This is a genomic window from Streptomyces globosus (assembly GCF_003325375.1).
Taxonomy (GTDB): Bacteria; Actinomycetota; Actinomycetes; order Streptomycetales; family Streptomycetaceae; genus Streptomyces; species Streptomyces globosus_A.
Genome location: NZ_CP030862.1, coordinates 4,487,988 through 4,501,751, shown reverse-complemented (window position 1 = coordinate 4,501,751; position 13,764 = coordinate 4,487,988). Strand labels below are relative to the sequence as shown.

Sequence of the window (13,764 nt, the reverse complement as noted above, 5' to 3'; positions counted from 1 at the left end):
GCACCTATCCGGCGGCCAGGAGGACCGTTCCTGCGAGGGCGAGCCCGGCGCCGGCCGCCTGGACCGCGCGCAGCCGCTCCCGGAGCACGGCGTACGCGGCGAGCGCCGTGACCACCGGGTACAGCGAGGACAGCACGGCGGCGACGGTGACCGGGCCGTTCTGGGCGGCGACGGAGTAGGTGCCGTTCGCGGCGACGTCGGCGAGCCCGACGAAGGCGAGCGCGGGCAGCAGCCGCCACAGCGTCCGCAGGCCGGTGCCGTCCGGGAGCGCGGGCGAGCCGCGCCGCACCTGCACCCACAGGGCGGCGCCGCCGGCGGCCACGTTGACGACGCGCTGCACGAACAGGGCCAGGAACAGTCCGGTGACGTTCGACGAGGCGTGTGAGATCAGGGCCATCACGGCGCCGAACCCGAAGGCGGCGACCAGGGTCAGCACCACCGCCCGGCGCTGCACCGGCGCACCGCGCAGTTCGGGGCCGCCCGCGAGCACGATGCCGACGACGGCGATGGCGATCCCGGCGAACTGGCCCGCCCCCGGCTCCTCGCCCAGCGCCAGTCCGACGCCCACCGGGACGACCACGCCGAGCGAGCCGAGGGGCGAGACCACGCCCATCGGGCCGAGCGCGAGCGCCTTGTAGAAGCTGAGCATCGCGACGGGCCCGACCAGTCCGGCGGCGACCGCGAACCACAGCTGCGGGCCGGCCTCCCGCCAGGCGCCGGTGCCCAGGACGACCGCGCCGAGGGCGAGCACCGCGAGGACCTGCGACGCGACGACCACCGTCAGCGCAGGCAGCCGTCGGGTGAGCAGCCCGCCTCCGAAGTCGGCGAGTCCCCACAGCACGGCTGTGGCCAGGGCGAAGAGGGAGGTCATGGGGAGGTGCCTCGCAGTACAGTGCGGTGAACGGTGGAGTGCAGCGTCGGATACGCCGCACGATAGTTCATCCTGTTGGACTGCGGCATCCAGGATATTGGACGGAACGTGTCGGACTTCGAACAGCTCACCCAGGCCCTCGCCCGCAACCTCCGGTACTGGCGCGGCGAGCGCGGCTTCACCCTGGAGGCGCTGGCCGCCCGCGCGGGGGTGAGCCGCGGCATGATCATCCAGATCGAGCAGGCCCGTACGAACCCCAGCGTCGGCACCACGGTCAAGCTCGCCGACGCCCTCGGGGTCAGCATCACCACGCTGCTGGACCGGGACCGCACCCCGCAGGTGCACGTGGTGCTCCCGGGGCAGGGCGTACGCATGTGGTCCACCGAGGCGGGCAGCCGCGCCAGCATGCTCCTCGGTGACGACCGGCGCGGCCCGGTCGAGATGTGGAGCTACCGCCTGGAGCCCGGCGAGGCCGCCGACTCCGACCCGCACCCGGCCGGAACCTTCGAGATGCTCCACGTCACCGCCGGGGAGCTGACCCTCGTCGTCGCCGACGAGCGGTACGCAGTGCCCGCGGGCGGCGCCGTCTCCTTCGAGGCGAACGCCCCCCACGCCTACCGCAACGAGGGCGGCGCACCGATGGAGATGACCCTCGCCGTCTCCATCCCGCCCGTCGCCGGGCCCTGACGGACAGGACTCAGGGGCGCAGCGCGGGGATCTCGATGGCGGGGCAGCGGTCCATGACCATCTCCAGCCCGGCCGCACGGGTCCGGGCGAACGCGGCCTCGTCCACCACCCCCAGCTGGAACCAGACCGCGTCCGCGCCCGCGGCGACGGCCTCGTCGGCGACCTTCCCCGCCAGGGAGCTGTTGACGAACACGTCGACCACGTCCACCTTGAACGGGATCTCCGCCAGCGAGGCGTACCCCTGCTCGCCGTGCACGGTCTCGGCCTTCGGGTGCACGGGCACCACCCGCTTGCCGAACCGGCTGAGCACCCGCGCGACCCCGTAGGCGGCCCGGTCGGTGTTGTTGGACAGGCCCACCACGGCCCAGGTGTCGCCGAGCTCGGTGAGGATCCTGCGGATGACTGCCGGGTCTCCGTACACGGGTGCGCCTCCTGCTGCGATGCTGCCGCTCACGGCCGCCGACCGGCCGCACCCGCTCAACGGCCGGGAGGCCCGCCCGATTCCCCGCCGCACCGGCGCGAGGGCGGGGGCCCGGGCCGCCGGGGGCCACGGACTAGGGTGGAGCGGTGAAGTCAGACCAGTACGCGACGGTGGCCCGGGAGGGCGCGCACGAGACCGAGATCAACCGCTCGCGCTTCCTCTGCTCGCTCGCGCCCGCCGCGACCGAGCAGGAGGCGCAGGACTTCGTCGCCCGCATCCGCCGCGAGCACCCCACCGCCACGCACAACTGCTACGCGTACGTCATCGGCGCCGACGCCGCCGTCCAGAAGGCCAGCGACGACGGCGAGCCCGGCGGCACCGCCGGCGTCCCCATGCTCCAGATGCTGATGCGCCGCGACATCCGGTACGCGGTCGCCGTCGTCACCCGCTACTACGGCGGCGTCAAGCTCGGCGCGGGCGGGCTCATCCGTGCCTACGGAGGCGCTGTCGGGGAGGCCCTCGACGCGCTCGGCACCGTCACCCGCCGCCGCTACCGGCTGGCCACCGTCACCGTCGGCCACGAGCGCGCGGGCAGGACGCAGAACGACCTGCGCTCCACCGGGCGGACCGTCGTCGGGCTGCGCTACGGCGCCGCCGTCGAGATCGAGGTCGCCCTGCCCGAGGCGGACCTGCCCGCCTTCGAGGCCTGGCTCGCCGACAGCACCGCCGGCACGGCCGTGCTCACCCTCGGCGGGGAGACGTACTCCGCCTGACACCGGACCCCGCGGAGCCCGCGGGGGCGGTTCGCCCCGATTGAGACGTTCGTCTCACCGTGCTGCCCGACCGCCCCCGAACGGCGGTGCGGGCCGCGGGCGAGGCGTTAGCGTAGGGGTCCGTCGGACGGGTTCCCGACGGGTTCATCGGCAGCAGGCGACGCAGGGGGACGGACGGGCATGCGGTGCGCAACGGCCGGCGGAGCCGCCGAGTGAGGCTCCTGCACACCTCGGACTGGCACCTCGGCCGGTCCTTCCACCGCGTCAACATGCTCGGTGCGCAAAGCCGCTTCATCGACCACCTCGTCGACACCGTCCGAGAGCACCGCGTCGACGCCGTCCTCGTCGCCGGCGATGTCTACGACCGGGCCGTGCCCCCGCTGCCTGCCGTCGAGCTGTTCGACCGCGCCCTGCACCGGCTCGCCGGCCTCGGCGTGCCCACCGTCATGATCTCCGGCAACCACGACTCCGCCCGCCGCCTCGGCGTCGGCGCCGGACTCATCGGCCGGGCCGGAATCCACCTCAGGACCGACCCCGAGGGCTGCGCCGACCCCGTCCTCCTGGCCGACGAGCACGGCGACGTCGCCGTCTACGGGCTGCCCTACCTGGAGCCGGCCCTCGTCAAGGACACCGTCGGCGCCGCGAAGGCGGGCCACGAGGCCGTCCTCGGCGCGGCCATGGACCGCGTCCGCGCCGACCTCGCCGGGCGGCCCGCCGGCACCCGCTCCGTCGTCCTCGCGCACGCCTTCGTCACCGGCGGGCAGGCCAGCGACAGCGAACGCGACATCGCCGTCGGCGGCGTCGAGGCCGTCCCGGCCTCCGTCTTCGACGGGGTCGAATACGCGGCCCTCGGCCACCTGCACGGCTGCCAGACCATCAGCGACCGGGTCCGCTACTCCGGTTCCCCCCTCGCCTACTCCTTCTCCGAGGCCGCCCACCGCAAGAGCACCTGGCTCGTCGACCTCGGCCCCGGGGGCGAGATCACCGCCGAGCGCATCGACACCCCCGTGCCCCGGTCCCTGGCCCGGCTCCGAGGACGGCTCGACGACCTCCTGGACGACCCCGCGCACACCGTGCACGAGCACTCCTGGGTCGAGGCCGTCCTCACCGACCCCGTCCGCCCCGACGACCCCATGGCCCGACTCGCCGCCCGCTTCCCGCACACCCTCAGCCTCGCCTTCGACCCCGAGGGCCGCGAGGACGACAGCGGCGCCACCTACGCCCAGCGCCTGCGCGGCCGCACCGACCAGGAGATCGCCGAGGACTTCGTCGCCCACGTCCGCGGCGGCGCCCCCGACGACGCGGAGCGCGCCGTCCTGCACGACGCCTTCGAGGACGTCCGGGCAGCGGCCGCCGACGGTCAGGAGGCCCGCCGGTGAGGCTGCACCAGCTCCGGATCACCGCCTTCGGGCCGTTCGCCGCACCCCAGGAAGTCGACTTCGACGCCCTGTCCGGCGCGGGCATCTTCCTGCTGCACGGACCGACCGGAGCCGGCAAGACCTCCATCCTGGACGCCGTCTGCTACGCCCTCTACGGGGCCGTGCCCGGCGCCCGCCAGGCCCCCGGCACCACCCTGCGCAGCGACCACGCCGAACCCGGCACCCCCACCGAGGTCACCCTGGAGTTCACCGCCGGCGGCCGCCGCCTGGAGATCACCCGGCGCCCCGAGCAGGACCGGCCGAAGAAGCGCGGCACCGGCACCACCCGGGACAAGGCGCAGAGCCTGCTGCGCGAGTACGACGGCCGGCAGTGGACCGGGCTGAGCAGGTCCCACCAGGAGATCGGCGAGGAGGTCGAGCAGCTCCTCGGCATGAGCCGCGAGCAGTTCTGCCAGGTCGTCCTCCTCCCGCAGGGCGAGTTCGCCAGGTTCCTGCGCGCCGACGAGAACGCGCGCGGCCGCCTCCTCGGCCGGCTCTTCGACACCCGCCGCTTCGCCGCCGTCGAAACCCTGCTCGCCGAGCGCCGCCGCGCCGCCGAGGCCCAGGTCCGCGCCGGCGACGAGAAGGTCCTCGGCACCGCCCAGCGGATCGCCCAGGCCGCCGGCGACTGCGCCGACCTGCGCGCCCGGCCGCTGCCCGCGCTGCACCCCGGCGACCCGGGCCTCGCCGAGGCCGTCCGCGCCTGGGCCGCCGTCGCCCGCTGCTCCGCCCGCGAGCGCCTCGCCGTCGCCGAATACGCCTTGGCCGCGGTGGAGGGCCGGCACGCCGCCGCCCGCCGGGCCGCCGAGGACGCCCGCGAACTCGACCGGCTCCAGCGCCGGCACGCCGAGACGGCCCGCCGCGCCGCCCTGCTGGAACAGGCCGCACCCGAACGGCAGCGCGTCCGCGACCTCCTCGACCGGGCCGACCGCGCTGCCCGGGTCGCCCCCGCGCTCGACCTGCGCGAGGCCGCCGCCGCGGCCTGCCGGGCTGCCGCCGCAGCCGAGGCCGCCGCCCGCGCCGAACTCCCCGCCTCCCTCGCCGGGGCAGGCGCCGAACAGCTCGCCGCCGTCGAGCAGCGGCTCCGCGAGGACCTCGGGGCACTGGGCGCCGCCCGCCGCGCCGAGCAGCGCTGCGCTGAGACCGCCCGCGAACGGGCCGTCCTGGAGCGCGAGGCCCGCGCCGCCGAGGAGCAGCTGCGCGAATCCGCCGAGTGGCTCGACCGCTGGGAGGAGACCCGTACCGCCCTGGCCGCCCGCGTCGACGCCGCACAGCAGGCCGCCACCCTCGCCGAGCAGCTCGCCGGCCGGCTGGAGCCCGCCCGGCTGCACCTGAACGCCGCCCGGCGCCGCGACGCCCTCGACGAGGAGGCCCGGCGCACCGAAGCCGGCCTCCTCACGGCGCGCGAGGAGGCCGCCGCCGCCCGCGAACGCTGGCTGGAGCTCAAGGAGGCCCGGCTGCGCGGCATCGCCGCCGAACTCGCCGGCGCGCTCGTCGCGGGCGAGCCCTGCACCGTCTGCGGTTCGGCCGAGCACCCCGCACCCGCCCGCCCTGCCCCCGGGCACGTGGACCGGGCCGCCGAGGACGCCGCCCACACCCGCCACGAGCAGGCCGAGGAGCACCGCGCCGCCTTGGAACGGGAGCGCGCCGCCGTCCTGCAGGCCCGTGCGGAGGCAGCGGCCGCCGCCGGGGACGCCACCACCGCCGAACTCCTCGCCCTCACCCGGGACCTCGGCTCCCGGCACGCCGCCGCCCAGGCCGCCGCCGCGGGACTCCACACGGCCCGCGAGCAGCTGGACCGCGCCGACCGCGAGCACACCGCGCGCGCCGCCGACCGGCTCGAAGCGGAACGCCGCGCCGCCGCCCGGGCCTCCCGGCGCGAGGCCCTCGACCGCGAACACGCCGCCCTCGAAGCCGAACTGACCCTCGTACGGGGCGACGCCCCCACCGTCGCGGCCCGCGCCGGGCTCCTGGAGGACCGGGTCCGCATGGTCACCTCGGCCGCGGCGGCGCTGCGCCGGTCCGAGGCGGCCGCCGCCCGGCTGAAGGAGGCCGACGGCCAGGCCGCCGACGCCGCCTTCAAGGCCGGCTTCGACACCGTCGCCGAGGCGGCCGCCGCCGTCCTCCCGGACCACGAGCGCACCGCCCTCCGGCACCGGCTCGACGCCTGGCAGGCCGAGGAGGCCACGCTCGCCGACCGGTGCGCCGAAAGCGACACCGCCGCCGCGGCCGCCCTCCCGCCGGCCGACCCCGCCGGAGCCGAGGCGGAGGCAGAGCGGGCCGCAGCCCGGCTGCGCACCGCCGCGTCCGCCTACGACGCCGCCCGCGTGCGGTGCGCCGAACTGGACCGGCTCTCCCGCCAGGCCGACCTCGAACTGCGCGCCCTCGGCCCGCTGCGGGAGGCGTACGAGCGGGTGGCCCGGCTCGCCGGGCTGACCGCGGGCACCTCCGCGGACAACGAGCGGAGGATGCGGCTGGAGGCGTACGTCCTGGCCGCACGCCTGGAGCAGGTCGCAGCCGCCGCGTCGGTGCGGCTGCTGCGCATGTCGGGCGGCCGCTACACCCTCGTCCACTCCGACGCGAAGGCGAGCGGACGCGGCCGCTCCGGCCTGGGCCTCCACGTCGTGGACGCCTGGACCGGCCGCGAACGCGACACCGCCACCCTGTCGGGCGGCGAGACCTTCTTCGCCTCCCTCGCCCTCGCCCTCGGACTGGCCGACGTCGTCACCGACGAGGCGGGCGGCGTACGCCTGGACACCCTCTTCATCGACGAGGGCTTCGGCAGCCTCGACGACCAGGCCCTCGACGAGGTCCTCGACGTCCTGGACTCGCTGCGCGAACGCGACCGCAGCGTCGGCATCGTCAGCCACGTCGCCGACCTGCGCACCCGTGTCCAGGCGCAGCTGGAGGTCGTCAAACAGCGCGGCGGCTCGGTGGTCCGCCACCACACCGCGGGCCTCACGGACTGAGCGGGCGGCGCGGCAGCGGCGAGGAGTAGACGACGCTGGTCGTGACCGAGCCGAGCCCGGAGATCCGGCCCGCCACCTCCTCCAGGTGTCCCATGGAGCGGGCGGTCACCTTCAGGACGAAGCAGTCGTCGCCCGTGACATGGTGCGCCTCCAGGATCTCGGGGGTGGCCTCCAGCAGGTCGTGGAACGGCTTGTAGTTGCCGTGCGGGTAGCGCAGCCGGACCAGCGCGAGGATGGACTTCCCCAGCTTCTCCGGGTCCACCACGGCCGTGTACCCGGTGATCACCCCGGCCTCCTCCAGGCGGCGCACCCGCTCGGTGACGGCGCTCGCGGACATGGACACCGCCCGGGCGAGCTCGGCGTAACTGGCGCGCCCGTCCTCCTGGAGGGCCGCGAGGATGCGCCAGTCCGTGGCGTCGGGGGAATACTCGGTCATGAGGCAGATGTAGCAGGGGAATCCACGGCGCAACAAGGGGAAGGCCGGGGAAGGACCCTTCCGAGGTGATCATGGCGGGCCGTAGATTCCTGTCCATGACGACGACACCGAAGCCCGCCGCCTCCGACGCCGCCGCTGCGGGGCCCACCGCCGCGGCCGTGAACCCCGTCCTGCGGGTGCCCCCGGCGGCGCCCGCCGCGGCCGCTGCCTACTTCGCCGCCAGCCTTGCCTTCCACGCGGACACGGCCGACGTCGCGGCCGCCTTCCGCGCCCACCGCGAGGAGGGCGCCGACCTGGGCTTCCAGCTGGTCGACTCCCGCTCCACCCCCGCATGGGACCAGGCGCACATCCCGGGCGCCGTCCACCTGCCGACGGCGCTCATCCCCGAACAGGCGGAGCGGGTGCTCGACAAGGCCGTCCCCGTGGTCACGTACTGCTGGGGCCCGGGGTGCAACGGCGGCACCCGTTCCGCTCTCGCCCTCGCCGAACTCGGCTTCCGGGTCAAGGAGATGCTCGGCGGCATCGAGTACTGGATCCGCGAGGGCTTCGAGGTCGAGACCTGGCAGGGCCGGCAGCAGCGGCCCGAAGCCGACCCGCTGACCGCGCCGACCGACTCGGACGACTGCGGCTGCTGAGCCGCCCCCGCCCGGACGGGGCCGCCGCTCCACCGGCGGCCCCGCCGCCGTTACAGGCGCGACAGCTCCTCCACCAGGTCGTCCAGGCCCAGCGACCCCTGCGACAGCGCCGCCATGTGCCACGCCTTCAGGTCGAAGGAGTCGCCGTGCGCGGCGCGCGCGTTGTCCCGGCCCAGCAGCCAGGCGCGCTCGCCCAGCTTGTAGCCGATCGCCTGCCCCGGCATCGACAGGTAGCGCGTCACCTCGCTCTCGATGAACTCCGCAGGCCGGCTGTTGTGCAGCATGAAGAACTCCTGCGCCAGCTCCACCGTCCACCGCTCGCCCGGGTGGAACGGCGAGTCGGCGGGGATCTCCAGGCCCAGGTGCATGCCGATGTCGACGATGACCCGCGCCGCGCGCATCATCTGGCAGTCCAGGTAGCCCAGGCGCTGCTCGGCGTCCTTGAAGTAGCCCAGCTCGTCCATCAGGCGCTCCGCGTACAGCGCCCAGCCCTCGACGTTGGCGCTGACCATGCCGACACTGGCCTGGTAGCGGGAGAGCCGGTCGGCGACGTGCGTCCACTGCGCCAGCTGCAGGTGGTGGCCCGGAACCCCCTCGTGGTACCAGGTGGAGACCAGGTCGTACACGGGGAAGCGGGTCTGCCCCATCGTCGGCAGCCACGTCCGGCCGGGGCGCGAGAAGTCCTCGGACGGGTTGGTGTAGTACGGGGCCGCCGCACCGCCCGGCGGCGCGATCATCGACTCGACCCGCTTGACCCGCTCGGCGAGTTCGAAGTGGGTGCCGTCCAGGTTCTCGACGGCCTCGTCCATGAGGCCCTGCAGCCAGGCCCGGACCTCCTCGACGCCCTCGACGTGGGTGCCGTGCTCGTCCAGGTGCCGCAGCGCCTCCCACGGGCCCGCGCCCGGCAGGATCCTGGCCGCCTCGGTCTTCATCTCGGCGAGCAGCCGGTGGTACTCCGACCAGCCGTAGGCGTACGCCTCGTCGAGGTCGAGGTCGGTGCCGTTGTAGTAGCGCGACCAGCGGGCGTACCGCTCGCGGCCCACCGCGTCCGGCGCTCCGGCGACCGCCGGGGCGTACACCTGCGCCATCCACGCCTGGAGGTCGGCGACGGCCTCCGTCGCGACGGAGGCCGCCTCCGCAAGCTCGGCGCGCAGCGCCTCGGGGCCGCCGGCGGCGAACTCGCCGAAGAAGCCCGCGGAGCCGTCCTCGTCCTGGCCGGCCCAGGTGGCGAGCTGGTCGATGAACGTGGCCGTGGCGCGGGGGCCGGCGTACAGGCCGCGGTCCAGGCCCAGTTGCAGGCACTCGCGGTAGCCGCCCAGGGCCGCCGGGACCGCCCGCAGGCGCTCGGCGATGGCGGCCCAGTCCTCCTCCGTGTCCGAAGGGGTCAGCGTGAAGACCTCCCGGACGGCGTGCGCGGGGGAGTGGATGTTGCTGACCGTGCGCAGGTCCTCGTCCGCCTCGTACACGGCGAGTTCGGCGGTGAGGCGCTCCCGCAGCAGGCGGGCGCAGCGCCGTTCGGCGTCGCTGTCCGCGCCGGGCATCCGCTCGGCGGCGTCGAGGCGGGCGAGGGTCGTACGGGCCAGGTCGGCGACGGCGGCGCGGCCGGCCGGGGAGAAGTCCGGGAGCCTGCCCGAGCTCGACGCGACACCCAGGTAGGTGCCGGTGATCGGGTCGAGTGCGACGAGGTCGTCGACATAGGCGTCGGCGACCTGGCGCGGCAGCCGGGACGGGATGTCGCTGCGGAGGGTGTCTGACATGCGGACATCTTCGTACGGGGGGCGGCCCCCCGTCACCAGCGTTCGCTGTGGGCCTGTGGACCCCGGCCCGTTGTGCCACGGCCGTGCGCCCGGATCGCCTGTGGCAGCTGCCCGCGCGGACACGGGGCCGGGCGACCGCCGTGACCGGGGGGCCGGGCCTGCCGGGCCTGCCGGGCCGGCAGGCCCGCGGGCGGCGGTCGGCGGGCGGCGGCGCGGCCCCGGCCGTCAGTCCGCCGACCGCTGCTGCGCCTGCGGGAGCGCGGCGGCGAGGAGGGGCTCAAGGCGGGCGGTGATCACGAGGGTGCCGTCCTCGACCTGGTAGTCGAGGGGCAGCCCGAGGCCGCGCATGGCCGCGACCATGCCCGTGTTGGAGGCCTGCGTGACGGCGTAGACGCTGCCGCAGCCCGCCTCGACGGCCATCGCGACGAGCCGCCGAAGCAGTTCGGAGCCGATCCCGCGGCGCTGCCACTCGTCCTCGATCAGCAGGGCGACCTCGGTCTCGTCCCCGTCCCACAGCAGGTGGCCGAGGGCGATGAGCCTGCCGGAGGCTGTGGTCGCGGCCAGCGTGCGGCCGAAGCGCGGGCCGAGCAGGTGGTCGAGGTAGCGGTCGGCGTCGGCGACCGGCCCGTGGTAGCGCAGGCCGAGGGTGCGCTCGGAGCAGCGGTCGTGCATGGCGCGGGCGGCGGCCAGGTCGGAGCCGTCGGCGCGGCGCACGGTGATCTCGTTGCCCTCCGGCAGTGTCAGGACGTCCTGGCTGCGCGGGACGCGCGGGCCGAGCCGGGCGTCCAGTTCGACGAGGGCGCGGGCGCGGGCGAACTCGGTCGGGGTGAAGGGCAGGTGGGGCCGCTCCACGGTGATGGCCCCTCCCGAGGGGTCGCGCAGGCGCATCACCGTGGACTCCAGGACACCCTCGGGCGGCACGTCGGCGTCCGTGTTGGGGCGCCCGGACAGGGTGGTCGCCGGCACGGAGTGGATGGTGCAGCGGCCGAGCAGCCGGCGCAGCGACAGCGGCAGTTCGGCGGCGTCCAGGGCGGTGCGGGTGGCGAGGGCGAGCAGCCGGGTCGGCGGGTCGACCAGGTCGTGGGCATCGGCCCGCTCGATCCAGGTGTCGCGGCCGCCGGCGGCCGCGGCGGCGCGGGTGAGGTCGGCGGACGGCAGCCGACCGGGCGCGCGCAGCAGGAACTCGTCGACGGTGCCGCCCTCGGGCAGCGGGTGCGTCTGCAGGGTGAGGATGTCCACGCCGGCCCGCGCGAGCGCCGTGCACAGCGCGGCCAGGCTGCCGGGCTCGTCGCGCACGGTGGTCCGCATCCGCCACAAGGCGGCCGCCGGCTCCGCAGGGGCCCCGGCGGGCCCCGTATCGGAGGGCGCCGTGCTCGCGGGCGGCGGTGCATGGCCGTGGCGACGCGCCCACCAGGTGTGGAACGCCGCCGTCAGCACCAGCACCGCGGCCGAGGCGACGAGCAGGGCGGGGCCGCTCGGGCCGTGCACGACGAGGTTGGCGATGCCGTCGGCGACCGCGACGGCGCAGAACAGCGCGGCCAGTTCGACGACGTCGCGGCGCCAGTGGTGGTGGCGGTGGGGGCGGGCGGGGGCGGAGAGCTGTTCAGTCATGCACCCCACTGTGGCGGAGGGGTGTTGCGTGATCACGAACGGTCTGTGTCCGGCTGGTTAAGTGTCCATCTGGCCGATTCGCCCTGTTTTCGGCGTGACGGAGCCTGCCCCGCCGCGCCGCGCCGCGCCCCGCCGCGCCCCGCCTCAGCCCGTCGCGCGGCCGGTGGTCCGCACGGTGTCGAGAACCACCCGGGCGACCAGCGCGGGGTCGTCGTTCATCGGGACGTGGCCGCAGCCTCGCAGCCGCACCAGCCGGGCGTCGCGGACGACGTGCTTGGCCCGCACCCCCTGGCGGGGCAGGAGCAGCCGGTCCCGCGAGCCCCAGGCGATGGTGACGGGAACGCCCGGGACGTCGTCGGTGAACCGCACCGAGCGGCCCGCCGCAAGCGTCTCCTCGAAGCCGGTTGCCTGGCGCAGGGCCAGCGTCTCGGCGACCACCGCCTCCGGCGAACGGCGTGCGGGGCGGGCGTAGATGGTGCCGGTGAGCGCGGTCCGGCCGGCGGCGCTGTGGGAGAGGCGCTCCAGCGTCGACAGCGGCAGGGCCATCGCGCCGACCCGCATCGCCCGCAGGGTGGCGAAGGCGTACCGGCGCTCGGCCTCGGTCCAGAAGCCGGCCGGGGAGAGGGCCGTGACCGAGCGGGCCAGGCGGTCCCGGCCCATCTCCAGCGCGAGGAGCCCGCCGAGGGAGTTGCCGACGACGTGGGGGCGGTCGGCGCCCAGCACCGAGCAGAGCGAGCCGAGGGCGGCGGCGACGGTCGGCAGGTCGTACGGGACGCCCTCCGGCAGGGGCGCGGAGGTGCCGAAGCCGGGGAGGTCGACGGCGATGACGTCGTGCTCGGCGGCCAGGATGTCGGTGACCGGCTCCCAGGCCTGGAGGTGGTGCCCGATGCCGTGCAGGAGGAGGAGCGGTTCGCCGGAGCCCTTGCGCTCGTAGGCGACGGTGGCGGTGCGGGGGCCCAGGGGTGTGTCGACCGGGAAGGAAACCGTGGCGGTCATGCTGCTCCTCGTCGGGGGAGACGCGTGTGAGACAGGCTGTCAGTAATGACTACGTCATGATTACCGTCCGGTAAGGCGTCACTACAAGCCTGTGGCACGGGCGTGTCGGGGCGGAGCCGCAGCGCGGCGTGGCGGACGGCCAACGGCCCGCGGAGGAGCCCCGGATGGCCCGCAGGGGCGGCTCGGGGCGCGCGCGAACATCGCGTGAACGCCGCGATGCGAATGCCCGGTCTGCCCGGGAAAGGGTGGACCATTGGTCTTGACCAAGGTGCCGCACCGTCCTATCGTCGCAGGGATAGTGCAAGAACCTTTAATAAACAAGGGCGCGGAACTGCCGCTGGAACACGGCGATTGCAGCGATGGCAGGAGGAGTCAGGGTGGGGACCACGCAGCCGGAAACGGTGCCGGAGCCGAAGTACTGGCACCTGAAAACCGTCCTGAGCGAGGCACTCGACCGCGATTTCGCCGTCGGTGAGGTCCTGCCGAACGAGCGGGAGCTCGCCGCCCGCTTCGGCGTGGCCCGGGCGACCCTGCGCCAGGCCCTGGAGCAGCTCGAACTCGAAGGCCGCCTGCAGCGCCGCCGCGGCGTCGGCACCACCGTCGCCCCGCCGCGGGTCGGCGTCGCCGTCGGCGGAGCCCGCCAGGGCTGGCCCGGCGAGGGAGCCGACGGCTGGGAGGCCGTGGACGCCGCGGAGGCGCTCCCGCCCGCCGCGGTGGTCGGCCTCCTCGGCGACGCCGCCGAGCAGCCGGTCCACACCGTGCGGCGGACCCGCGTCACGCACGGCCAGTCCGTCGCCGCCGAGCTGCTCTACGTCCCCACCGACTCCGTGCCGGGCCTGTCCGCCATCGACGCCCCGGCCGGACCGGCCCGCGCCCGCGCCGTCCTGCGCGAACTCCAGCGGCTCACCCTGGAGGGCCAGGACCGCTCGGTCGAGCTCGGCTCGGCCCGCGCCGACGACGCCAAGGAACTGGACCGCCTGCCCGGCGCCCCCGTCCTCGTGGTCACCACCCGCTACTTCACCGCCGCCGGGACGGCCGCCGTCTCCGTCGCCACCTACCGCGCAGACACCTGCCGCCTCACCTTCGGCGACTCGGGCGTGGAGATCGCCCACGAGGACCGCGCCGCCTCCTGACCCCGTACGGCCACCCCGCTCCCCAGCCCCTGCAGCCCGCCAGGGGGAGCTCCGCGC

The 13,764-nt window shown here is 75.5% G+C and carries 12 protein-coding genes; 6 read left to right on the top strand and 6 right to left on the bottom strand.

Annotation, left to right across the window (positions count from 1 at the left end; all coding sequences use genetic code 11):
• Positions 1–4 precede the first annotated feature (4 nt).
• Positions 5–871, bottom strand: coding sequence for a DMT family transporter (locus tag C0216_RS19840; protein WP_114056584.1), 867 nt, complete (start codon positions 869–871; stop codon positions 5–7).
• A 108-nt stretch (positions 872–979) separates the two neighbouring features.
• On the opposite strand from C0216_RS19840, the gene C0216_RS19835 reads away from it, so the two are divergent.
• Positions 980–1,558: a helix-turn-helix domain-containing protein gene (locus C0216_RS19835; protein ID WP_114056583.1), complete on the top strand. Its 579-nt coding sequence runs from the start codon at positions 980–982 to the stop codon at positions 1,556–1,558.
• Between the two features lie 10 nt (positions 1,559–1,568).
• On the opposite strand, the gene C0216_RS19830 is transcribed toward C0216_RS19835, so the two are convergent.
• On the bottom strand, positions 1,569–1,979 hold the full coding sequence (locus C0216_RS19830; protein WP_114056582.1) for a CoA-binding protein: 411 nt from the start codon (positions 1,977–1,979) through the stop codon (positions 1,569–1,571).
• 146 nt (positions 1,980–2,125) lie between these two features.
• Between C0216_RS19830 and C0216_RS19825 the strand changes: the two genes are divergently transcribed.
• From C0216_RS19825 to C0216_RS19815, 3 genes are all read left to right on the top strand, one after another.
• On the top strand, positions 2,126–2,752 hold the full coding sequence (locus C0216_RS19825) for a YigZ family protein (protein ID WP_114056581.1): 627 nt from the start codon (positions 2,126–2,128) through the stop codon (positions 2,750–2,752).
• A gap of 212 nt (positions 2,753–2,964) precedes the next feature.
• A complete protein-coding gene (locus tag C0216_RS19820) occupies positions 2,965–4,131 on the top strand; it encodes an exonuclease SbcCD subunit D (RefSeq protein WP_114056580.1) in 1,167 nt (388 codons plus the stop codon).
• Entirely contained in the window at positions 4,128–7,139 is a 3,012-nt protein-coding gene (locus C0216_RS19815) for an AAA family ATPase (protein WP_114056579.1), read from the top strand. The genes C0216_RS19820 and C0216_RS19815 overlap by 4 nt, the downstream gene beginning before the upstream one ends.
• On the opposite strand, the gene C0216_RS19810 is transcribed toward C0216_RS19815, so the two are convergent.
• Positions 7,129–7,575, bottom strand: a complete 447-nt coding sequence (locus tag C0216_RS19810; protein ID WP_114056578.1) for an Lrp/AsnC family transcriptional regulator — start codon at positions 7,573–7,575, stop codon at positions 7,129–7,131. The genes C0216_RS19815 and C0216_RS19810 overlap by 11 nt on opposite strands.
• Before the next feature lie 95 nt (positions 7,576–7,670).
• On the opposite strand from C0216_RS19810, the gene C0216_RS19805 reads away from it, so the two are divergent.
• Positions 7,671–8,210: a rhodanese-like domain-containing protein gene (locus C0216_RS19805; RefSeq protein ID WP_114056577.1), complete on the top strand. Its 540-nt coding sequence runs from the start codon at positions 7,671–7,673 to the stop codon at positions 8,208–8,210.
• Positions 8,211–8,260: 50 nt separating this feature from the next.
• On the opposite strand, the gene C0216_RS19800 is transcribed toward C0216_RS19805, so the two are convergent.
• The 3 genes from C0216_RS19800 to C0216_RS19790 form a co-directional block, all read right to left on the bottom strand.
• Positions 8,261–9,967: a DUF885 domain-containing protein gene (locus tag C0216_RS19800; protein WP_114056576.1), complete on the bottom strand. Its 1,707-nt coding sequence runs from the start codon at positions 9,965–9,967 to the stop codon at positions 8,261–8,263.
• 225 nt (positions 9,968–10,192) lie between these two features.
• A complete protein-coding gene (locus tag C0216_RS19795) occupies positions 10,193–11,578 on the bottom strand; it encodes a GNAT family N-acetyltransferase (protein ID WP_114056575.1) in 1,386 nt (461 codons plus the stop codon).
• Between the two features lie 144 nt (positions 11,579–11,722).
• Positions 11,723–12,574, bottom strand: coding sequence for an alpha/beta fold hydrolase (locus C0216_RS19790; protein WP_114056574.1), 852 nt, complete (start codon positions 12,572–12,574; stop codon positions 11,723–11,725).
• Between the two features lie 377 nt (positions 12,575–12,951).
• Here C0216_RS19790 and C0216_RS19785 point away from each other — a divergent pair, with 377 nt between their 5' ends.
• Positions 12,952–13,707: a GntR family transcriptional regulator gene (locus tag C0216_RS19785; protein ID WP_114056573.1), complete on the top strand. Its 756-nt coding sequence runs from the start codon at positions 12,952–12,954 to the stop codon at positions 13,705–13,707.
• Positions 13,708–13,764: the final 57 nt, after the last annotated feature.

What these genes read in the sequence shown, in the direction of transcription:
- C0216_RS19840 (WP_114056584.1), bottom strand. Translation starts at nt 871, where the DNA reads ATGACCTCCCTCTTCGCCCTGGCCACAGCCGTGCTGTGGGGACTCGCC.
- C0216_RS19810 (WP_114056578.1), bottom strand. Translation starts at nt 7,575, where the DNA reads ATGACCGAGTATTCCCCCGACGCCACGGACTGGCGCATCCTCGCGGCC.
- C0216_RS19790 (WP_114056574.1), bottom strand. Translation starts at nt 12,574, where the DNA reads ATGACCGCCACGGTTTCCTTCCCGGTCGACACACCCCTGGGCCCCCGC.
- C0216_RS19795 (WP_114056575.1), bottom strand. Translation starts at nt 11,578, where the DNA reads ATGACTGAACAGCTCTCCGCCCCCGCCCGCCCCCACCGCCACCACCAC.
- C0216_RS19800 (WP_114056576.1), bottom strand. Translation starts at nt 9,967, where the DNA reads ATGTCAGACACCCTCCGCAGCGACATCCCGTCCCGGCTGCCGCGCCAG.
- C0216_RS19805 (WP_114056577.1), top strand. Translation starts at nt 7,671, where the DNA reads ATGACGACGACACCGAAGCCCGCCGCCTCCGACGCCGCCGCTGCGGGG.